The 21,310-nt window shown below is 71.2% G+C and carries 18 protein-coding genes and 1 pseudogene; 10 read left to right on the plus strand and 9 right to left on the minus strand.

Annotated features, from left to right (window positions below; genetic code table 11):
* Window positions 1-607 precede the first annotated feature (607 nt).
* On the plus strand, window positions 608-1,531 hold the full coding sequence (locus IPK37_02490; GenBank protein QQS01359.1) for a glycosyltransferase family 2 protein: 924 nt from the start codon (window positions 608-610) through the stop codon (window positions 1,529-1,531).
* Window positions 1,532-1,659: 128 nt separating this feature from the next.
* Window positions 1,660-2,373: a polysaccharide deacetylase family protein gene (locus IPK37_02495; GenBank protein ID QQS01360.1), complete on the plus strand. Its 714-nt coding sequence runs from the start codon at window positions 1,660-1,662 to the stop codon at window positions 2,371-2,373.
* Here the strand turns inward: IPK37_02495 and IPK37_02500 are convergent.
* Window positions 2,350-3,606 (minus strand): cation:dicarboxylase symporter family transporter, encoded by a 1,257-nt coding sequence (locus IPK37_02500; GenBank protein ID QQS01361.1) that lies wholly within the window; start codon window positions 3,604-3,606, stop codon window positions 2,350-2,352. The two genes, IPK37_02495 and IPK37_02500, sit on opposite strands and share 24 nt — an antisense overlap.
* A gap of 219 nt (window positions 3,607-3,825) precedes the next feature.
* Here IPK37_02500 and IPK37_02505 point away from each other — a divergent pair.
* Both IPK37_02505 and IPK37_02510 read left to right on the plus strand, forming a co-directional pair.
* A pseudogene (locus tag IPK37_02505) lies at window positions 3,826-5,371 on the plus strand (IS21 family transposase).
* The gene (locus IPK37_02510) at window positions 5,368-6,150 is read left to right on the plus strand and encodes an ATP-binding protein (GenBank protein QQS01362.1); all 783 of its coding nucleotides are present in this window, start codon (window positions 5,368-5,370) and stop codon (window positions 6,148-6,150) included. Before IPK37_02505 ends, IPK37_02510 begins: the two are co-directional and overlap by 4 nt.
* An 87-nt stretch (window positions 6,151-6,237) precedes the next feature.
* Here IPK37_02510 and IPK37_02515 read toward each other — a convergent pair whose 3' ends face one another.
* The 3 genes from IPK37_02515 to sucC form a co-directional block, all read right to left on the minus strand.
* Entirely contained in the window at window positions 6,238-6,453 is a 216-nt protein-coding gene (locus tag IPK37_02515) for a hypothetical protein (GenBank protein QQS01363.1), read from the minus strand.
* Between the two features lie 336 nt (window positions 6,454-6,789).
* On the minus strand, window positions 6,790-7,677 hold the full coding sequence (gene sucD / locus IPK37_02520) for a succinate--CoA ligase subunit alpha (protein ID QQS01364.1): 888 nt from the start codon (window positions 7,675-7,677) through the stop codon (window positions 6,790-6,792).
* Between the two features lie 15 nt (window positions 7,678-7,692).
* Window positions 7,693-8,874: an ADP-forming succinate--CoA ligase subunit beta gene (gene sucC, locus IPK37_02525; GenBank protein ID QQS01365.1), complete on the minus strand. Its 1,182-nt coding sequence runs from the start codon at window positions 8,872-8,874 to the stop codon at window positions 7,693-7,695.
* 321 nt (window positions 8,875-9,195) lie between these two features.
* Between sucC and IPK37_02530 the strand changes: the two genes are divergently transcribed.
* Window positions 9,196-10,560: a hypothetical protein gene (locus IPK37_02530; GenBank protein QQS01366.1), complete on the plus strand. Its 1,365-nt coding sequence runs from the start codon at window positions 9,196-9,198 to the stop codon at window positions 10,558-10,560.
* Window positions 10,561-10,636: 76 nt separating this feature from the next.
* On the opposite strand, the gene IPK37_02535 is transcribed toward IPK37_02530, so the two are convergent.
* Window positions 10,637-11,038 (minus strand): cobalamin B12-binding domain-containing protein, encoded by a 402-nt coding sequence (locus IPK37_02535; protein QQS01367.1) that lies wholly within the window; start codon window positions 11,036-11,038, stop codon window positions 10,637-10,639.
* Between the two features lie 499 nt (window positions 11,039-11,537).
* Between IPK37_02535 and IPK37_02540 the strand changes: the two genes are divergently transcribed.
* Window positions 11,538-12,371 (plus strand): peptidoglycan DD-metalloendopeptidase family protein, encoded by an 834-nt coding sequence (locus tag IPK37_02540; GenBank protein QQS01368.1) that lies wholly within the window; start codon window positions 11,538-11,540, stop codon window positions 12,369-12,371.
* 6 nt (window positions 12,372-12,377) lie between these two features.
* Here IPK37_02540 and IPK37_02545 read toward each other — a convergent pair whose 3' ends face one another.
* On the minus strand, window positions 12,378-14,981 hold the full coding sequence (locus IPK37_02545) for a UvrD-helicase domain-containing protein (protein QQS01369.1): 2,604 nt from the start codon (window positions 14,979-14,981) through the stop codon (window positions 12,378-12,380).
* A 547-nt stretch (window positions 14,982-15,528) separates the two neighbouring features.
* Here IPK37_02545 and IPK37_02550 point away from each other — a divergent pair.
* Together IPK37_02550 and IPK37_02555 are read left to right on the plus strand one after the other, a co-directional pair.
* The gene (locus IPK37_02550; GenBank protein QQS01370.1) at window positions 15,529-16,110 is read left to right on the plus strand and encodes a GNAT family N-acetyltransferase; all 582 of its coding nucleotides are present in this window, start codon (window positions 15,529-15,531) and stop codon (window positions 16,108-16,110) included.
* Between the two features lie 10 nt (window positions 16,111-16,120).
* Window positions 16,121-16,651, plus strand: a complete 531-nt coding sequence (locus IPK37_02555; protein ID QQS01371.1) for a GNAT family N-acetyltransferase — start codon at window positions 16,121-16,123, stop codon at window positions 16,649-16,651.
* Here IPK37_02555 and IPK37_02560 read toward each other — a convergent pair.
* The 3 genes from IPK37_02560 to IPK37_02570 form a co-directional block, all read right to left on the minus strand.
* A complete protein-coding gene (locus IPK37_02560) occupies window positions 16,617-16,970 on the minus strand; it encodes a hypothetical protein (protein ID QQS01372.1) in 354 nt (117 codons plus the stop codon). The genes IPK37_02555 and IPK37_02560 overlap by 35 nt on opposite strands.
* A gap of 195 nt (window positions 16,971-17,165) precedes the next feature.
* Window positions 17,166-17,846 carry a response regulator transcription factor gene (locus tag IPK37_02565; GenBank protein QQS01373.1) on the minus strand — a complete coding sequence of 227 codons (681 nt, stop codon included), beginning with the start codon at window positions 17,844-17,846 and terminating at the stop codon, window positions 17,166-17,168.
* A gap of 139 nt (window positions 17,847-17,985) precedes the next feature.
* A complete protein-coding gene (locus tag IPK37_02570) occupies window positions 17,986-19,362 on the minus strand; it encodes a PspC domain-containing protein (protein QQS02617.1) in 1,377 nt (458 codons plus the stop codon).
* 170 nt (window positions 19,363-19,532) lie between these two features.
* Between IPK37_02570 and IPK37_02575 the strand changes: the two genes are divergently transcribed.
* Both IPK37_02575 and IPK37_02580 read left to right on the plus strand, forming a co-directional pair.
* Complete coding sequence (locus IPK37_02575; protein ID QQS01374.1) at window positions 19,533-20,963, plus strand: PspC domain-containing protein; 1,431 nt, start codon at window positions 19,533-19,535, stop codon at window positions 20,961-20,963.
* Entirely contained in the window at window positions 20,960-21,295 is a 336-nt protein-coding gene (locus tag IPK37_02580) for a hypothetical protein (GenBank protein QQS01375.1), read from the plus strand. Before IPK37_02575 ends, IPK37_02580 begins: the two co-directional genes overlap by 4 nt.
* Window positions 21,296-21,310 lie beyond the last annotated feature (15 nt).

Here is a 21,310-nt window from a genome sequence, read left to right on the forward strand (position 1 = left end):
GTGTAGCCGAAGGCCAGGCCGACCAGCACCGTCACCAGGCCCGTGCCGAGTCCGAAGGCGGTCGAGAGCGCCGTCGCCTTGCTCGTCGCATCGGCGCGGGCGGGGTCGTCACCGCCGGAATAGACCACGACCATCGGATCCGTGACCATGGCTCGCGACAGCCCCACGAGGAGCGTGAACACGAGGAAGGCGATGCCGAAGGCACCGAACTCGTGCGGCGAGACACTTCGGCCGACGACGATGCTCAGGACGGCCGTGGTCAGGCTGCAGACCGCCTGGTCGAAGAACGTCCAGAACGCCGTACCGGCGAACCGTTTCATGGATCAGCGACTCCGCTTCCGTGGCCCCAGTGGGACCGACTAGGGGGCCGATACGACAGGTGTTCCCCCGGGACGCGACTCCCGGAGAAGTCCAGGTGGGCCGCCGGGGAAAACCCTACCCGAACGTCCGGCGGACCAGGCGACGGCAACGGAGGCTGCCCGAACTGGACAATCTTCGCAGGTCGCGCGGGCCCTTCGGCAGGAGGGCGCTCGACCCGGACGACCGCCCCTATGCTAGGCTTTCGTGGTGTAGGGCCTGTCATGATGCGGCACTACAGGGGGAACTCGTGAACGTCGAAACTACACCGCGCCTCAGCGTGGTCATCGCCTGCTACAACTCGTCGGAAACCCTGGGGGATCAGCTCGAGGCGTTGGCCAACCAGCCCTGCCCCGTCCCGTGGGAACTGATCGTCGCCGACAACGGCTCCACCGATGGGTCGGCGGCGCTTGCTCGGTCCTTCGCCGGGCGACTGCCTCTTCGCGTCGTCGACGCCTCGACCCGCCGGGGCCCCGCGCACGCCCGCAACGTCGGCGTCGACGCGGCCCACGGAGCGTGGATCGCCTTCTGTGACGCCGACGACGTCGTGGCACCCGACTGGCTGGCGCGGGTGTGTGCCGCGATGTCACGCCACGCGTTCGTCGCCGGCCGCGTCGACGTGCAGCTGCTCAATCCCCCCTCCCTCTGGCTGTCCCGGGCCATGGAGCAGCAGGAGGGCCTGCAGCCGGCCAGCGGGAACCGGCTCGGGCTGCCGCACGCCGGGGCGGGCAACATGGCCATCCACCGCGAGGTCTTCCGCCGCGTCGGCGGCTTCGACGAGGGGCTCCGGTGCCTGGAGGACACCGACCTGTGCTGGCGGGTCCAGCTGGCCGGCACCCCGTTGGTGTTCGACCGGGACCTGCTGCTGCATACCCGGCTCCGGTCCACGCTGCGGGGGAACTTTGCCCAGGGCCGCAGCTACGCGAGAGGGCAGTCTGGACTCGAACGGCGTTACGGGCCGCTGACTCCCGGCACGTGCGCCCGCGCTGGCCAGCATTCCGACTCCCGTTCTGCCAAGCTCGCCGCCGCGTTCCGCGGCGTGTTCGAGTCGCACAATGTCCGGGGCCTGGCGTGGCGGCTCGGCTGGTACGTGGAGCGAGCGCACGCCGTCGAAGTCGGCAACGTCGGCCTCGGCGTCACCGAACCGCCTTACACCACGGAGCAATTCACGTGAGTAGTGTGCTCGTTCGCCGCCGCTATGCCTGCGCCTACGAGGCCGGGCCGCGCCCTGTCGTTCCCCTGCTGCCACCCTTCGTCCCGGCCGATGGGTTGTTCCATCCCGCGACGGCATACTGCTCGGCCGTGACCGACGAACCTCTCGTCGCGCTCACCTACGACGATGGGCCGGATCCGCGGCACACCCCGGGGGTCCTGGACGCGTTGGCGCAGACCGGGACGCGCGCCACCTTCTTCGTGCTGCTGGAACGCGCGGAGGCGCACCCCGACCTGATTCGCCGGATGGTCGCCCAAGGCCACGAGGTCGGGCTGCACGGCGCCGACCACCGCCGCGTCTCCACCGACTCGGTGGGCAGTTTCGTCATCGGGCTGCTGGCGGCCCGCCGCCGGCTGCAGGCCCTGACCGGGCAGCGGCCGCGCTGGTACCGGCCGGCGTACGGCGCGATCCGGCTCCCCCAGCTGCTCGCCGTGCATGCCCTAGGGCTCGACGTGCCGGTCTGGACGGCGTGGGCGCGGGACTGGGAGAACGCGACCGTGGACGTCCTGGTGGGCCGCGCCGCGTCGGCCCTGCACCCGGGTGGCGTCCTGTTGCTGCACGACGCGACCTCAGGGCTGCCGACGACCGAGGGGCCGCCCACCCCGGAACCGACGTTCCACCGGGGCGAACTGACCCGCCGGCTCATCGCGGCCGCGCGGCAGCAGGGCTACGCCCTGGGCTCCCTGGGCGACATGGCCGCTGCGCACCCCCAGGCCCGGGTGCTCTGGTACGAACGCAAAGCTGAGGCCCGGCGTCACGCCGGGCCTCAGCCTGCGGATTCAGCTCTTCCGGTCGTCCGGTAGGTGCGCGCCACCGGTCGGAACGACCGGGTACGGCGTGGGCTGCAGCCGGTCTGCCGGGTTGAGGGTCCCATGCCCGATGTCGGCGAGGTCTTCCGGCTCTTCGCCGTGGCCGACCATCGAGGTGTAGTCGAACTTGTCGTTCCCGTCCAGGACGAAGCGGACCCGGTTCAGGTCCACGCTGTTCGTCCACTTGCCCACGAGGATCGTGGCGACGGCGTTGCCCGTGAAGTTCGTCAGCGCGCGGGCCTCGGACATGAACCGGTCGACGCCGACGACGATGCCGACGCCGTCGAGCAGGTCGGGACGGTGCGCCTGGATGCCGCCCGCGAGGGTGGCCAGGCCGGCGCCGGAGACGCCGGCGGCGCCCTTGGAGGCGACGATCATGAACAGCAGCAGCCCGATCTGCTCCGGGAGGGAGAACGGCTTGCCCATGGCGTTGGCGACGAACAGGGACGCCATGGTCAGGTAGATGGCGGTGCCGTCCAGGTTGAAGGAGTAGCCGGTCGGGACCACGATGCCGACCGTCGACTTGTGCACGCCGACGTGCTCCATCTTGGCCATGAGGTTCGGCAGCGCCGATTCCGACGACGACGTCGCGACGATCAGCAGGTATTCCCGGCCGAGGTAAGCGAGCAGCTTGATGATGCTGACCCGGGCGACGAGGAACAGCAGCGTCCCCAGCACGCCCACGATGAAGAGCACACAGGTCAGGTAGAAGCCGCCCATGAGGAGCGCCAACTGCTTCAGGGCCTCGACCCCGGTGTTCGCGACGACGCCGGCGATGGCGCCGAAGGCGCCGATGGGGGCGACCCACAGCACCATGATCAGCACCCGGAAGACGAGCTTCTGCAGGTGGCCGATGCCGCGCAGGATGGGCTCACCCTGCTTGCCCATCCGCTGCAACGCGAACCCCACGAGCAGCGCGACGAACAGCGTCTGCAGGACCGCGCCCGAGGTCACCGCGGAGAACATCGTGGTGGGAATGATGTTGAGGATGAAGTCACCGCTGGCTTCGGCCTGCTTGGCGTATTGATCCGCCGCGCCCTTGGTCACCTTGAGGCCACCGCCCGGGTGGATCAGGTTGCCGACCACAAGGCCGATGGCGAGAGCGAACGTCGACATTGTGAGGAAGTAGCCCAGGGCGATGCCGCCGGCCTTGCCGACGCTCGATGCCGCCGCGACCGAGCCGATGCCGAGCACGATGGTGCAGAAGATGACCGGGCTGATCATCATCTTGATGAGGTTGACGAAGTAGGTTGTCGGCGGCCACGAGAAACTGCCCGGAGACGGCCACGAAGCTGCCCGCTGGCGGACGTGAGAACTGCCCACTGACGGTCATGGGATCTGCCCGACACGACGTCGTCTGCCTCGCCGACCTGCGCGGTTGAGGCCCCTTCCTCGGGTGCGATGAGCGGTGCTGATGCGCCCTATCGCTCCCGAGGAAGGGATGAGTTGAAGTCTGCCGAGGAGATCATGGAAATGTTGGATGCCTACGACCTAACAGGTTCGTTGCGCGATGCCGGCGAGCTGGCTGGCTGTTCCCACCACACGGTGGAAGCGGTACGTGGATCGCCGTGCTGGCGGCGGGGAGTTGCCGGCGGCGGCGGTGCGGCCGATGTTGATCGATGAGTATCTGCCCAAGGTCGAGGAGTGGGTCGAGCGGTCGGTCGGGAAGGTCCGTGCCGATGTGGCGCACGAGAAGCTGCTCGCCCTGGGCTACGGAGGGTCGGAGCGCACCACCCGCCGTGCGGTCGCGAAGGTCAAGAAGTCCTACCGGGCCGGACACGTGCGGGTGCACCGTCCCTGGGTGACTGAGCCGGGGATGTGGTTGCAGTACGACTACGGCGATGGCCCCGTCGTCGACGGCGTCAAGACCGTGCTGTTCGTCGCCTGGCTGGCTTGGTCGCGGTTCCGGGTCGTGTTGCCGATCCGCGACAAGACGATGCCCTCGGTGTTCGCTGCCCTGGACGTGACGTTCCGGCGGCTGGGTGGGGTGCCGACCTATGTGTTGACCGACAACGAGAAGACCGTCACGGTCGAGCACATCGCCGGAATTCCGGTGCGGAATCCGCAGCTGGTGGCGTTCGCCGAGCACTACTCGATGGTCGTGCACACCTGCGTCCCGGCCGATCCGGCGTCCAAGGGCGGCACCGAGTCGTCGGTGAAGATCAGCAAGGCCGACCTGGTCCCCAAGGACACCAACCTGCGCGAGGGGTACGCCTCGTTCGCCGAGCTCGAGGCGGCGTGCGTGGAGTTCTGCGAGAAGGTCAACACCCGAGCGCACCGGGTCACTCGTCGGCCACCGATCGAGATGCTCGCCGAGGAACGGGTCCGGCTGCACCCGGTCCCGATGACCCCGCACACGGTCGCGTTCGGCACCACGCGGGTGGTGCCGGGCAACACACCGATGGTGATGTTCGAGTCCGGCCAGTACTCGGTCCCGCATGCCCTGCTGGGTGCGACGGTGTGGGTCCGTGCCCATGGTGTCGGCGAGGACGAGTGGGTCGTCATCGTCCACGTCGGCCAGGACGGTCCCCTCGAAGTCGCCCGCCACCGCCGGGCCACACCCGGCACCCCGAAGATCGATGACGAGCACTTCCCAGCCCAGCCGTCCGGGCCACTGGACCGCCAGCCCCGTGCGAAGAACCCGGCCGAGTCCGACTTCCTCGACCTGGGCGAGGGCGCGAGGTTGTGGCTGATCGAGGCCGCCGCCGCAGGCACACCACGGATGCGCGTCAAGATGGCCGAAGCCCTCAGCTTGGCCAAGCTGTTCGACCCCGTCGAGGTCGACTGGGCACTGGGCCACGCCGCCGTGCACGGCCGGTTCGCCGAAGCAGACCTGTCCTCGATCCTGGACCACCACGCCCGAGCACCGAAAGCCGGTGAGCACCGGGCCAGCGAGGACTCCTCGCTGACCCAGGGCACCAGCGCATGGGCACGGCTCGGTGAACAGGTCGGCCAGCACGACGGCCGCGACGGGAACGAGGTGGCCCGATGACGACGAGAAGCACGGCGTCAGCACCGCCGCTGCCAGCCGAACTGGAGGAGCTGTTGCGCCGGTTGCGGCTGCCGCACATCCGTCGTCACGCACCCGAGGTCGTCGCAACCGCGAAAGCCCAACGCTGGGAGCCCGCCGAGGTGTTGAAGGCGCTGTTCGCCGAGGAGGTCGCCGGCCGGGAGCGTTCCGCACTTGTCACCCGGCGAGCGTCGGCGGGCTTCCCCACCGGGAAGACCTTCGACGCGTGGCAGCCCGAGGCATCCTCGATCCCAGTCCCGACCCAGCAGGCGCTCCGCACCCTGGAATGGGTCCACCGCCGCGAGAACCTCGTGGTCTGCGGCCCGTCGGGCACCGGGAAGACGTTCCTGCTGGAGGCCCTTGGCCAGCAAGCCGTCGAGGCCGGGTTGAAGGTCGCCTGGTTCACCCTGGAAGACCTCGGCGTCCTACTCCGAAGGCACCGTGCGGACGACACTGTCACCAAGGCCATCGCCCGGGTCCTGCGCGCCGACCTGGTCATCGTCGATGACATCGGCCTGCTGCCGGTCGCCGCGGACGCCGCCGAGGGGCTCTACAGACTCGTCGACGCCGCCTATGAGAAGCGGTCAGTCGCGATCAGCTCGAACCTCCACCCCTCTGGGTTCGACGAGCTGATGCCCAAGACGCTGGCCACCGCCACGGTGGACCGACTGCTCCACCACGCCCACGTCTGCCAGACCAGCGGCGACAGCGTCCGGCTCACCCAAGCACTCGCCGGTCAAGGGGTGAGCCCGTTGAACTGACCACCCTGGTCGGTGGTGGCCACAACCCCCTTGGGTAGATCCCGTGGCCACCACCGGGCAGATCTCGTGACCGTCAGCGGGCAGCTTTCATGTCCGCCACTGGGCAGTTCCGACTGTCCCTTGACAGTAGGTCCCGAGAATCGCCAGGTTGTGCGACTTGACGGTGTCCGGCATGAACAGGCCCATGAGGATGCCCAGGATGACCGCCGCGATCACCATGATGTAGAGCCAGTGGGTCCTGTCCTTGCGCGGTTCTTTGGGCTCCACGATCGTCGGACCAGAAGCGCCAAACAGATCGGCCACTCGGATCACCTACCTTCCTGCGCCATTGCAAGTGGTGTCGTTCAGTGGCGGCCAACTTATGTCCACGGGTTTGTCCCGGTCACCCCCGGACCCTGGGGTCGAAGGTCCCACCGCGCCAAGCGGTCGGGTATCGCGCCAGGTTGCCCGAATAAGTGGTCAGGTACATAGCTGCGGACCAGCGAATGGAGAGCCCGGGTCCGGTTCTTTCGCGACGTACGTGCGAATTCGCGGGCCGGAACCAGGCCGCGACGGGCCGGACGCGAAGGCGCCGGTCACCTTCGAAGGGTGACCGGCGCCGCCGTACGTCGAGTGCGGTCGCTGCGCGACCGCCGCGACTCACATGTTCTTGATGATCTCCCGCATGAGGTTCGCGGTCTCCGTCGGCGTCTTGCCGACCTTGACCCCGGCGGCCTCAAGGGCCACCTTCTTGGCGTCCGCGGTGCCGGAGCCGCCGGAGACGATGGCGCCGGCGTGACCCATGGTCTTGCCCTCGGGCGCCATGAACCCGGCCACGTAGCCGACGACCGGCTTCGTGACGTGGTCCTTGATGTAAGCGGCCGCGCGCTCCTCGGCGTCGCCGCCGATCTCGCCGATCATGACGATGCCGACGGTGTCGGGGTCCTTCTCGAACGCCTCGAGGGCGTCGATGTGGGTCGTGCCGATGATCGGGTCGCCGCCGATGCCGAGGCCGGTGGTGAAGCCGATGTCGCGCAGCTCGTACATCATCTGGTAGGTCAGCGTGCCCGACTTGGAGACCAGGCCGAGCTTGCCCGGGCCGGAGACGTCGGCGGGGGTGATGCCGGCGTTCGACTGTCCGGGGCTGATGATGCCGGGGCAGTTCGGGCCGATGATGCGCGTCTTACCCTTGGCCTTGCAGTAGTTGAAGAACTCGGCGGTGTCGCGCACCGCAATGCCCTCGGTGATGACGACCAGGAGCGGGATTTCGGCGTCGACGGCCTCGATGACGGCGTCCTTGGCGAACTTCGGCGGGACGAACACCACGGAGACGTTGGCGCCGGTGGCGTCCATGGCCTCCTTGACCGTGCCGAAGACGGGGACCTTGACGCCGCCGTCGAAGTCGACCTCGGTGCCGGCCTTCTTGGGGTTGACGCCGCCGACGATCTTGGACCCGCACGCCAGCATGCGCTGGGTGTGCTTCATGCCCTCGCTGCCGGTCATGCCCTGGACGATGATCTTGCTGTCGCTGTTGAGGAAGATTGCCATGATCTGTCTCGTTCCTTACTTCGCGGCCTGGATGGCGACGTCCTTGGCCGCACCGTCCATGGTTTCGTCGATGGTCACCAGCGGGTGGTTGAACTCGGCCAGGATGCGGCGGCCCTCCTCGACGTTGTTGCCGTCCAGGCGGACGACGAGGGGCTTGTTCGCCTCGTCGCCCAGGGTCTTCAGGGCGCCGACGATGCCGTTGGCGACCGCGTCACACGCCGTGATGCCGCCGAAGACGTTGACGAAGACGGCCTTGACCTGTGGGTCGTTGAGGATGACGTCCAGTCCGTTGGCCATGACCTCGGCCGAGGCGCCACCGCCGATGTCGAGGAAGTTGGCCGGCTTGCTCACGCCACCGGTGTGGTCCTGCCCGGCGTAGGCGACCACGTCGAGGGTGCTCATGACCAGGCCCGCGCCGTTGCCGATGATCCCGACGTTGCCGTCGAGCTTGACGTAGTTGAGGTCCATCGCCTTGGCCTTGGCCTCCAGCGGGTCCTCCGCCGCCTCGTCGACGAGGTCGGCGTGGTCGGGGTGGCGGAAGTCGGCGTTGCCGTCCAAGGTGACCTTGCCGTCGAGGGCGATGATCTCGCCGCTGGCGACCTTGACCAGGGGGTTGACCTCGACCAGCGTGGCATCCTCACCGTGGTAGACGTCCCACAGCTTCATCAGCACGGGGGCGACCTTGGCGGCCGTCTCGGGGTCGAACTTGGCCGCCTCGACGATCTCCTTGGCCTTGGCCTCGTCGATGCCGACGTTGGGGTCGACCGCGATGCGCGCCAGGGCCTCGGGCCGCTCGACGGCGAGCTGCTCAATCTCCATGCCGCCCTCCTTGCTGCACATCGCAAGGTAGTTGCGGTTGGCGCGGTCCAGCAGGATGGAGAAGTAGTATTCCTCTTCGATCTGAGCGCCTTGGGCGATCATCACGACGCGGACCTTGTGACCCTTGATGTCCATGCCGAGGATCTGCTGCGCGTGCTGCTCGGCCTCCTCCGCGGACTTGGCGACCTTGACGCCGCCGGCCTTGCCGCGCCCGCCGGTCTTCACCTGGGCCTTGACGACGGTCACCCCGCCGCTCTTCGCGCCGATCTCCTCGGCCGCGGCCTTCGCCTCGGCGGCCGTCTCGGCGATCTTGCCTGCGAGCACGGGTACGCCGTGCTTCTCGAAGATGTCCCGAGCTTGGTACTCAAAAAGATCCACGGCAGCTTCCCTCGTCATCGATGGTCAGATCCGCGGCCGATCCTACCCAACCAGACGGTCGGAATAGGCTCCTGAGCAGCCGTTCTTTGAGCGACCCCGACCGGGGGTGCGCGTGAGCTTTCTCACCCGCGTTGAGCGGCTCAGTTCCATGTGACGCGACGCCGCGAGCACGTCACCCGGAGCATCCAGAGCGGGCCTCGCAGCCTGGTGTCCGCGCGCGAACCTTTTCGATCCAGCGGCCCCGCCGAGCGCGATGCGCGCCCAGATGGCTTGGGACAGAACTCCTTAGGATGGCGCCCCCAGGGCCGATGAGGCCGGCAAGTGGAGCCCCCCATCCAGGAGTCGTCCCTCATGACCGTCCTGCGCCGTAGCCACATCCGCCTGGCGACCGTCGTCGCCGGGCTGGTGTTGCCCATGACCGGAGTGGGTGTGGCGAGCGCTGCGGAGCTGAGCGGTCAGCCCGCTCCGGAGGCGATCACGGCGCCCGTCGCCACCGCCCCGACGCCGGCCCCGGGGACCGACCCACAGCCCATCGCGACCGCCCCTGATGCGGGCGCCGTCCCGGCTCCGGTGGCCACCGCCCCCGACGCACCGGCCCCGACGTCGGCGCCGCAGCCCGAGCAGGAGGTCCCGCTCCCGCCCGAGCGCGAAGCCACCCCGGCTCCCGACCAGCCCCTGCCCCCGGTACTCGCCGGCGAAGGCGCCGCACCGGTCGCGGATCAGGATCAGGCCCCCGCCACTCCGGGGGAGCCGTCGAGCCCGGACCCCGCAGGCCCGGCCGATGGCCCGGAGCCAGCGCCTACCGACCCGACCACTGCCGTCCCGACCACAGCCGAGCCGACGCCCGCCGAGCCGACGCCCGCCGAGCCGACGCCGGCGGAGCCGAGCGACGGCGCCCCGGCCGAGAACCCGGCACCCGCGGACCAGACGGACGGATCCACGACCGCGGGCCCGAGCGACGGTCAGGAGCCCGCGCCCGCGCCACCCGTGGAGACACTCCCCCGGCCGGAATCGACCCCGGCGCCGACCACCACGGCCCCGCCCGCCCCCGCCCCGACCCCGGTCGAAGCCCCCTGGGTCGCGCCGTCGCCGATCATGGTGCCCACGCCGACGCCCCTGCCCATCCCGGCGCCGCCGTACGCTCCCGCGCCCGCCCCGGCACCTGCTCCGGCGCCGACTCCGGTGCCCACCGTCGTGCCCCCGACGGCCACGCCGACGCAGCCCACAACGCCCCCGGCGCCCTCAACCGGCGACGCCACCGGCGGTTTCGTGGTCCCGATCCCATCGCCGGTCCAGCCGACTCCGGAAACCGCCGAGGCCCCCGTTTCCTCCCCGTCGACCGCGCCGTCAACCGCCGTGCCGTCGGCGGCCGCGCCGACAGCCGGCGTGGGTCATGGCGAGGGCCGCCTGAACGCGGGGATCGCCGACGTGATCGCGCGGCACGCCGTGGCTGAGGGGACGTCGCCGGCCAACGGCGCCGAGGCGTCGACCCCGGACGCCGTACGACCGGGGTCCACGGGACCGGCCGCCGCCGCCCTTCCGGCCGCGTCGCGACAGTCCAGCGAAACCCGCACCTCGGGGGGCCTACCCGAGACGGGCGCCCAGCTGGCGGCCATGATCCTGTACGGCGGCCTGCTCTTCGGCGGCGGCGGCACGCTGATCGTCGTCTCCCGCCGCAACGCCTGAGGCCATCCGCGCGACCGCACCCGACACGCAGCGGGGGCGACACCCGACCGGTGTCGCCCCCGCTGCGTGCCTCGCGTCAGGCCGAGGTGACCTTCTCCTTGACCCAGTCGACGATCTCGGTGGTCGTCGCGCCGGGCGTGAAGACCTTGGCCACCCCCAACGCCTCGAGCTGGGGGATGTCGTCCTCGGGGATGATGCCCCCGCCGAAGACGACGATGTCGCTGGCGTCGCGCTCCTTGAGTAGCTCGATCGTCCGGGCGAACAGCGTCATGTGGGCGCCGGAGAGTACGGACAGGCCGACGCCGTCGGCGTCTTCCTGAATGGCGGCTTCCACGATCTGCTCGGGCGTCTGGTGCAGGCCGGTGTAAACGACCTCCATCCCCGCGTCTCGCAGGGCCCGGGCGATGACCTTGGCGCCGCGGTCGTGCCCGTCCAAACCGGGCTTGGCCACCACGATGCGCAACGGAGATTCACTCATGGCGTCAGCCTATCGGCCCCGATGGGCCAGGGGGGTTCTGCGCGAATCGCGGTCCCCGCGGGGGCCCAGCAGCGCTGCGCACGCATCCCGAGCGCCGGGTGGGCGGCCGATAACGCCGTGACTGCGACCGATATCACAGCGCCGCGGCGCATGGCGCGCCGAAGCGTTGCGCCGCGTCCCACCAGCGGGGCGAATCGCCTCGTCAGCAGGGCTTTTTCACCGCGGAGGGCCGCCGTGCGGGCGATCCACCGCGCCGCTGAGGCCCCGGAACCTCGGAAAAATCCGACATAAAACTCGCAAGGCCCGCCGCCACGCCCTTGACCTGCATCGATGCGGGCCGGGACGTCTTGGCACGGACGCGGGATTGCTTCTGCTTAGCACGGCGATGCCGCTCACGTCATCGACCGGAGGGGCGCGTTGAGATAACGTTCGGGTCGCAACTTGATAAAGACTTGTCCAGTCGCCCACCCCGCGACCCCGACCGTCGAGGAACCCCTTCGTGCCCCATCCCTACACGGGCCGCCATCGCGCGGTGCCCTTCACCGCGCCCCAGCCCCACCCGCCGCGCCGCGCCCGAGCCGTCCGAGCGGCCGTACGGCCCCTGTCCGTCTCCGCGGTGAGCCTGAGCCTGACGCTGGGCCTCATCCACGCGGCCACCAGCCTCGGGGAGACCACGCGGGCGAATGCCCTTGTCCCGGCCACGATGTCGAGCACATCCGCGCCCGCCGAGAGCGTCGTGCTCCCCCGAGCCGGGGGTGCGGACGGGCTGTCCGCCACGCCGACCCCGGGGTCGACTCCGGGGTCAACCACCACCCCCGCCGCGCAGAGTCCCACTCCGGCACGCGCCGTCCCCGTCGCCGACACGATGAGCCTGTCGGGGTATCGGGCCGCGAACCCGCGGCCCGAGCCGGCGCCGCCGACACCCACGATCGACCCCCTGAAGGTGTGGGTCGTTCCGGTCACCGGGACCTCGCTCAGCTCGACGTACGGTCCCCGCTGGGGCACCATGCACCGCGGCATCGACCTCGCCGGGCCCGTGGGCCTTCCCCTGAAGGCCCTGAGCAGCGGCGTCGTCACGTTCGCCGGGCAGCAGAGCGGCTACGGCAACATCGTGCAGATCAAGTACTGGGATGGCACCGTCTCCTACTACGGGCACATGAACGCCATCGCGGTCAAGGTCGGCGACGCGGTCGCCCCCGGCCAGACCGTCGGCCAGCTGGGCAACAGCGGCGAGAGCACCGGTCCGCATCTGCACCTGGAGATCCACCCCGGCGGCGGCGCCGACGTGGACCCGCTGCCCTGGATCAAGGCGCACGGCCTGGCCGTGAGCTGACCGCTGCTACAGCTTCTCCAGCGGGGCGTACCGCAGCAGCAGCCGCTTGACCTGCGGCCCGCCGAAGTCGACGTGCGCCATCGCCCGGTCGCCCTCCCCCTCGACGCGCACCACCTTGCCGAGCCCGAACGAGTCGTGGCTGACGCGGTCCCCCTCCTTGAGCGCAGGCACCGGCCGGTTTCCGGGTGAGCGGACGCCGGGGCGGCCCGCGAGGGTGGCGACCGCCGGTTCGCGGCGGCTCGTGGTGACGCCGCCCCCGCCGTACGACGTGGGCTGTTCCCGTTGCCACTCGATGAGCCCGGTCGGGATCTCCCCGAGGAACCGCGACGCCGGGTTGTATTGCGGCTGACCCCACGCGGAGCGCACCGCGGCCCGGGAGATGTGGAGGCGTTCGCGGGCGCGGGTGATCCCGACGTACGCGAGCCGACGCTCCTCCTCCAGCTCCTTCGGGTCACCGAGGGAGCGTTGGTGTGGGAACGTTCCGTCCTCCATCCCGACGAGGAAGACCACCGGAAACTCCAGGCCCTTCGCGGTGTGCAGCGTCATCAGGGTGACCACCCCGCGCGTGTCCCCCTCGCCGTCCGCCCCCTCGGCCGCGTCGTCGGGGATCTCGTCCGCGTCCGCGACCAGCGAGACCTGCTCGAGGAAGTCGTTCAGGGCAGCTGCGGGATCGGTGGCCGCGGGGTCCGCGACCGGGTCGGCGGCCGCTGGGTCGGCGGTCGCGGCGTCGGCGGCCGCAGCGCCGGTTTCCGCGTCGGCGCCGACCCCGCCCGCGCTGAGCGCGTCGGCGCGGGCGTCGTCGAACTGCTTGGCGACGGCGACGAGCTCGGCGAGGTTGTCGACGCGAGTCTCGTCCTGAGGATCTTGGGAGGCGCGCAGCTCGTCGAGGTAGCCCGTCTGGACGACGATCGCCTCCAGGAGTTCGGCGATCCCCCCGCCGCCCTCGTGGACGGTCCGCAGGGCCTCCAGGAGATCGGTGAACCGCTTGATGGCCGCCACCGAGCGCGAGGCGATGCCCGGGGCGTCCTCCGGCATGGCCAGGGCCTGCACGAACGTGATCCGCTCCCGCTCGGCCAGCTGGGCGATGGCCGCCTCGGCGCGGTCGCCGATGCCGCGCTTGGGCACGTTGAGGATCCGGCGCAGGTTGACGGTGTCGGCGGGGTTGGCGATCACCCGCAAATAGGCCAGCGCGTCCTTGACCTCCCGACGCTCGTAGAACCGGGTGCCCCCGACGACCTTGTAGGGCAGCCCGACCCGGACCAACACCTCCTCCAGGGCGCGGGACATCGCGTTGGTGCGGTAGAAGACGGCGACGTCGCCGGGTCGTACGCCGTGGCGGTCGCCCAGGACGTCGATCTGCCGGGCCACGAAGGCGGCCTCGTCGTGCTCGCTGTCCGCGACGTACCCGACGATCTTGGCGCCGTCCCCGGAGTCGGTCCACAGGTTCTTGGGGCGGCGGGCCGAGTTCTTGGCGATGACCGCGTTGGCGGCCTGCAGGATGGTCTGGGTCGAGCGGTAGTTCTGCTCGAGCAGGATCGTCGTGGCGTGCGGGTAGTCCTCCTCGAACTCGACGATGTTGCGGATCGTCGCCCCGCGGAACGCGTAGATGGACTGGTCGGCGTCGCCGACGACGCACAGCTCGGCCGGCGGCACCGCGGGCTGGTCCGGCTTGGCGATGCCCGTGCCGACCAGCTCCTTGACCAGCACGTATTGGGCGTGGTTGGTGTCCTGGTATTCGTCGACGAGCACGTGCCGGAAGCGGCGCCGATAGTGCTCCGCGACGTCGGGAAACGCCTGCAGGATGTTGACCGTCGTCATGATGAGGTCGTCGAAGTCGAGGGCGTTGGCCTGGCGGAGACGCCGCTGGTAGCCGGTGTAGGCCTCCGCCAGCATCCGGTCGGCGTGATTGCCCTCCTCCACCCGGGACGCGAAGGTCTCCTCGTCGATCAGCTCGTTCTTGAGGTTGGAGACCTGCGCGGAGAAGCTGCGCGGGGGGTAACGCTTGGGATCCAGGTCGAGGTCGCGCATGACCAGCCCCATGAGGCGCTGGCTGTCGGCGGCGTCGTAGATCGAGAAGCTCGACTTCAGGCCCACGTGGCTGGCCTCGCGGCGCAGGATCCGCACGCAGGCGCTGTGGAAGGTGCTCACCCACATGGCCTTGGCGCGCGGCCCGACGAGCGCCTCGACGCGCTCGCGCATCTCCGCGGCGGCCTTGTTGGTGAACGTGATCGCGAGGACCTGCCCGGGCTGGACGTTGCGCGCGGCCAGCAAGTAGGCGATGCGGTGCGTCAGCACCCGGGTCTTGCCCGACCCGGCGCCCGCCACGATGAGCAGCGGACTGCCCTCGTGCACCACGGCCTGGCGCTGCTGCGGGTTGAGCCCCTCCAGCAGGGCGTCCGGGTCGGCGCTCTCGTAGCGGGGCCGCGACGGTTGGTCCTCGCCCCAGCCCGGCGCCCTCCCGTCGTACGGGTCCGCTCCCGCGCCCTCGTCGTCCGGCGGCGGCTCCGCCCGCGCCCACAGGGGCACTCCGGAGGCGTCCACGGCCCCGCTGGCCTGGGCGGATGTGAGACCGGGAACAGGTACGTCGTTGTCGAGATCGAAGAGGCTCATCGCGCGGCCCATCCTAGGCGGGAGCACTGACAGCGGCGGGGGCCACCTGGCCGCACGACCCGTGCCCGGAGCGGGGCTGAGGTGCCGACGAGGTCCCGAGCGGGGTGTGGGCAGCCGTGCGGACAGCCGGCGGGTCGTGATCGCGGCAGATAGCCGGTCCTGACAGCTGTCCAGTGGAATCCAGTGGAACGGGTCGCCGGTCGCCGGTCGAGGAGCGATCGATCGGCGCGGAAAAATCCGTTGCCCCATGCGGCCGCGTCGACGTACCGTCCCTCTACACGGGAAAGGAGGTGATCCGCATAGTGATTGACTATCGGACGCGTGAGGTGGTCGCCGCTTAGGCGCCACTCGTCCTGCGAGCGCAGCGGACGGGTGGCCGTGGGCAATCCACCGCGACCACCGCGGCCCGTGGGAGCGCGCCTCGTCCAGCGCGCACCCCGCTGCGACGTACGGGAACCGATCCGTACGCCGTACGCGGGAGCCCACGGGCCGTCCCCTGCCCCGCCCCCACCCCGGTTCAGCCCGCACGCGCCCATGGAGCTCGCCGATGACCCCCGCGGCACCCGCGAAGATTGCCCTGATCGCCCCGCACGTCCGGTATCACCTGACCTGGCTGGAGGCGGCGGCTGAGTTCGCGGAGCGCGGCGAATACCAGCACGGCTCCGGGCTTGCCCCCGACGACATGCCCGACGAGCAGGTCCGCGGCGAGATCTTCCGCCCGACCCAGCTCGCCGACCCGGACCGGTTCGCCGCCTTCGTGGCGGCCATGCACGCCCGGCGCGACCGGGCCGTGGCGGAGCCGCTCGGGTTCGTCCCGGACAGCAAGCTGTGGATCGTGGCCGGCGGCCGGTTCCTCGGCTCGCTCTCGCTGCGGCACGAGCTCAACGACTGGCTGCTGCGCGAGGGCGGTCACATCGGCTACTCGGTGCGCCCGTCGGCCCGCCGCCGCGGCATCGCCAGCGAGGCGCTGCGACAGTCCCTCGGCCTGACCGCCGGCCTCGGCATCGAGCGCGCCCTGGTGACCTGCGACGACGACAACATCGCGTCTCGGGGCACGATCGAGCGCAACGGCGGCGTGCTGGAGAACGTCGTCGAGGGCAAGCGGCGCTACTGGATCGAGCTGGGCTAACGTCGACCGGGTGCGCGCCGCCATCCGACCCGCCCGCCCGGACGACGTACCGGACCTGCTGCGGTTCGTCCGCGATCTGGCCACCTACGAGCGGGAGCCCGACAGCGTGGCCGCCACGGAGGACGACTTCACGGCGGCACTCTTCCCGACCGTTGGCGGACCGGTCGCCTCTGCCCATGTCGCCGAGGTCGCGGGGGCGCCGGCCGGGATGGCGCTGTGGTTCCCAACGTTCTCCACCTGGACCGGGCGGCAGGGGATGTGGCTGGAGGACCTGTACGTCGACCCCGCGCACCGGGGCGCCGGGCTCGGGCGGGCCTTGTTGGCGGAGCTGGCGGCGGAGTGCGTACGGCGTGGCTGGCCGCGACTGGAGTGGACGGTGCTGGACTGGAACGAGCCGGCGCTCGGTTTCTACCGCGGTCTCGGTGCGGAGCCGCTGGCCGACTGGACCACCCATCGGGTCACCGGGGCGGCCCTGCGCACGCTGGCCCAGGGCCGGCCGGATGGGGTCAGTGCAGCGGCGAGTAGGCGAGCAGGATGTTGATGAGCGTCAGGGTGAGCGCGACGTGCGCGAACATCGGCGCCGGCGTCCCCTTGCGGTCCCGCGAGGAGGCGATCTCGCAGCAGGCCACCACCCCGAGGGCGACGAGCAGCTTCAGCCCCACCCAGAGGTGATTGAGGGTCATGACGTGGCCCCCCTCGGCGAGGCCCACGAGGATCAGGCCGAGAAGCAGCTGCGCCCGCGCCGACCAGGTCATCAGAGGATGCATCCGGCTGCTGGACAGCGTCAGCACGTACCCCGCGACGATGAGCGCGGCGACGCCGATGTGGACGATTCCGAGGATCTGAAAGGCCTGGACCATCCGTCCACTCTAACGGGGCGCGGGTGAGGGCCCGCGACCCAGGTGGCGAACCACGCTGCGGCCTGCCCGCGTTGGCGCGGAACGGATCGCGTTGGCGCGGAGCGGATCGCGTTGGCGCTGACGGTGGTGGGTAGCGCTCACGGTTGCGGTTGTGGCCGCCACCGTCAGCGCTACCCGCGACCGTGAGCGTCTCGGTCAGAGCAGGTGCCGGTGCATCGCCCAGGCCGTCAGCTCGTGGCGGCTGGACAGCTGCAGCTTGCGCAGCACGCTGGACACGTGCGTCTCGACGGTCTTCACCGAGATGAACAGTTCCTTGGCGACCTCCTTGTACTGGTAGCCGCGCGCGATGAGCCGCATCACCTCCCGCTCGCGGGCCGAGAGCCGGTCCAGCTCCTCGTCGACCTCCGCGACCTCGCCGGCGGCGGCGCCGAAGGCATCCAGCACGAAGCCGGCCAGCCGCGGGCTGAACACGGCGTCGCCGTCGGCCACCCGACGTACGGCCGTGATCAGATCGGAGGGCGAGATGGTCTTGGTGACGTACCCGCGGGCCCCGGCCCGGATCACCGAGATCACATCCTCGGCCGCGTCCGACACCGACAGCGCGAGGAAGCGGACCGGGCCGCCCGAGGCCGTGGTGACCTCGCGGCAGGCCGCGATGACGTCCGCGCCGCCGTGGCCGTTGCCGCCGGGGAGGTGAACATCGAGGAGTACGACGTCCGGGCGTTCCCGCGCGATGACCTCGGCGGACTCCTCGACGTCCGCCCCCTCGCCGACCACGGTCAGCCCGGCGCCGACCTGGGCGAGTTCGGACCGGACCCCGCTGCGGAACATGCGGTGGTCGTCGACGAGGACGAGGCGGATCTGGGCGTTGCTCATGCGGGGGCCTCCTCGGCCGTGGGACCGGTCACCACGCGCGGCTCCCGGGAGCCAATAACCGTCACCATGGTTGCGGAAACTAGGGCCACGGGGACGCCCGTGGTGACGGCGGTGATGGCTTGGCGGTGGCGACCGGTGGTCATGGTGATCGCACCGGTTCCGTCGAGACGCGTTCGGGCGCTTCTGGCGCCACGGCCGGCTCTGATGGCTCGGCCGGCTCGTCGGCGTCCTTCGGCTCGGGGTGCGAGGTCGGCGCTGGTGCCTCGGGGGTGGCCTTCGGCTCGGGGCGCGCGCTGGGCTCGGCCGGCTCGGGGGCCTCCGGCGCTGCGACGGGCAGGCAGAGCTCGACCTCGGTGCCGCCCTCCAGGCGTCGAATCTTGGCAGTGCCGCCGTGTCGCTCCATCCGGCCAAGAATGGACTCCCGGACGCCCAGCCGGTCCTCGGGGATGTCGTCGAGGTCGAAGCCGGCGCCGCGGTCCCGCACGAACGCCTCCACGCGGTCGCGGCCGGCCTCGACGTACGCCGTGACGGGCGGCGCACCGTGCCGTACGGCGTTCAGCAGCGCCTCCCGCAACGCCCGCACCAGCGCCTCGGCGCCCTCGTCCAGGGGCCGGTCGCCGGTGACGACGAGGTCAATCGGTACGCCGTGCAGCTCCTCGACCTCCGCGGCGACGTCGGTGGCCGCTGTCGCCAGGGAGTCCGTCGCGGCCTTGCCCCCGCCGTACAGCCAGGTGCGCAACTCGCGCTCCTGCGCGCGGGCCAGCTGCGCGATGCGGGCCGGGTCGTCGGTGCGTTGGATCAACGCGAGCGTCTGCAGCACCGAATCGTGCAGGTGGGCGGCGATGTCGGCCCGCTCGGTCTCGCGGATTCGGCTGGCCTGCTCGGCCTGGAGCCGCTTCCAGAACCGGATCCCCCACGGCGCCAGCACGAGTCCGAGCCCGCACAGCACCGCCACCGTGGCGATGAGCACGTCCCACAGGATCGTCGGGCCCGACCCGCGCGTCGCGAGCACGATGGATCCGGACACCGCCAGCGCGGCGCCCGCGATGATCCGCGCGAGGCTGCTGCGATCCCGTCCCCTGGAGGGGACCCCGAGCCAGTGCCGGCGCTCCTCGGTGTCGAGATGGGACCAGGCGATGACGGCCCCGCCGACCACGGCGAGGATGGCGAGCACGCTGGTCAACGGCAGGTCGGTGCCGAACATCCCGGCCAGCAGCGGGCCGCCGATGGCCAGCATCCCCGCGCCGGCGATCAGCACCCGCCAGGCGGGGTCGACCCGCCCGAGCCGCTCCCCGAGGGACCCACCGTCGGCCCCCTGCACCTCGCCCGTGCGGGGGTCCACCAGGTAGCCCGCGGGGGTGAAAACCCAGAGCAGGAGATAGACCGGTACGCCGATGCCGCCGAACAACGTCGCCATCACGAAGCCGCCGCGCGTCCAGGCCAGCGGCACCCGCAGGTGCGTGGCGAGCCCGGCGCAGACGCCCACGAGCACTCGACCCGACTGCGGCCGGTACATCCGGCGCACCTCGGGCGGCGTCAGGATCGTCGCTGCGGAGCTCACGTTCCTATCCTGACTCAGCCGGCGGGCCGGGCAGAAGGGTCCCGGACCACAATGGGGGGCCGCTCAGGGTCGGCTCAGGGTCGGCCCGCATGGGCCGCCGGGCCCGCGAACACCACGATGGAGTCATGACCGACAACACCGCCCTCGACCAGATCGCGCAGCGCTCGGCGGCCACGGGCATCGTGCGTTGGCACGACCGGCGCATGATCGCCGGGGTGGCCCGCGGCATCGGGGCCCGCTACGACGTCGACCCGGTGGTCGTGCGCGTCGGCTTCATCGTCACCGCCTTCCTCGGCAGCCTCGGCATCGCGGCGTACCTGCTCGCGTGGGTCCTCCTTCCCGACGACCGGGGGCACACGCCGCTGCTGACTGCGGCCCGCGAGCGGGCCGGGGCCTCGATCGCCCTGGTCGTCGTCGCTGCGCTGAGCATCCTGGGGTTCGCCGTGGGATTCGGCGATCGCGGCGGCCGGTTCGTCGGACTCCTGGTCCTGATCGGCATCGCGGTGCTGATCTGGCGCAAGGGCGAGTCTCGGCACACCGGCGGCGCCGCTAGCCAGGCGACCGGCTCGCGTATGGCCGGGTCGGCCACGTCAAGCCCCGCGGCCGACCGGGGCACGGCAAGCTCCGTGGACGGCGGCTCGGACGCCACCGGCCGGGTCGTCACCCGCCCGGTCCCCTCGGCCGACGCCGCTGACACGCCTACCGCAGCGAGCCCGATGCCGGCCACGACCGCGCAGCCCACCGAGGCTCCCGCCGGCGCGGGACCCGGCCGACCCGCGGAGATGCCGGTCATCACCCCGTGGGGTGGGAGGGACGGCGAGCACATCACGACGTACGGCGCCGACGCCCACCCGAGCGCGCACGCGGCCGCCCCGCAGGCGGCGCGCGTGGTCACCCCGCCCGTCCCCCCGCGGACGCGACGGCGGCGGCTTGGCTGGCGCGCCTGGTTGCTCTGCGGGGGCCTCGCCCTCGGGTCCTACTCCCTGGCCCACCAGATCGCGCTGGCCCAGGGACTCGGCCAGGGCCCGGCGGCCAGCCTCGCGATGGGCGTCGCGGGCGTCGTGGTCGGCGTCGCGATCCTCGTCATCGGCGCGCGGGGCTATCGGACCAGCGGGGTGGCGCCGACCGCCGCCATCGTCGCGTCGCTGGCCCTGCTGGCACCCTCCGCGAGCAGCTACGTGGGCCCGGACGCCGGCATGGGCGAGGTGAGCTGGCGCCCGGTCGCCGCGAGCGAACTTGACCGACGATTCGAGGTAGGCGCGGGCGAGGGCCAGCTGGACCTCACCGGGCTCGCCGCGACCGACCTGGCGAACCGAACCGTGCGCGCCAAGGTGGGCTTCGGCGAGCTGCGGATCCTCGTGCCCTCGGACGTGCGCGTCGAGGTCCGGCACAAGGTCGGCCTCGGCCAGGTCAAGACCGCTGACGTGGACGGCACCACGGTCACGCGCGACGGCGCCGGGGTCAACGGCACCGCCAGCCTCGGCGACGGCCCGACCGTCGTCATCGACCTCCAGGTCGGCATGGGCGAGGCCCTCGTAGAAAGGACCCGGCGATGAGCGCGCAGCAGCCTGTCGGCCCCGAACCATTCGACCCGCAGCCGCTGGCCCCACAGCACCTGGACCCGCAGCCGTCGAACCTCCAGCCGCTGAGCCCGCAGCCGCCAGCGCCACCGCAGACCACCGCCCCGACGTACGTCACCGGCCCGAACTTCGCCGCCATCGTCCTCGGCCTGGTGTGCGTCGTCGCCGGCGCGCTCACCATCGTGCAGGTGACGGCCGGCCTGGTCATCGACTGGTCCCACGTGGGGCCGGGGGTGTTCACCGGCCTCGGGGTGCTGTTCGTCGTGATCGGCGCCTTCGGGATCGGCCGGCGCCGGCGCCGGACCTGACCGCCGCGCCGATCG

The organism is Austwickia sp. (genome assembly GCA_016699675.1).
GTDB lineage: Bacteria > Actinomycetota > Actinomycetes > Actinomycetales > Dermatophilaceae > Austwickia.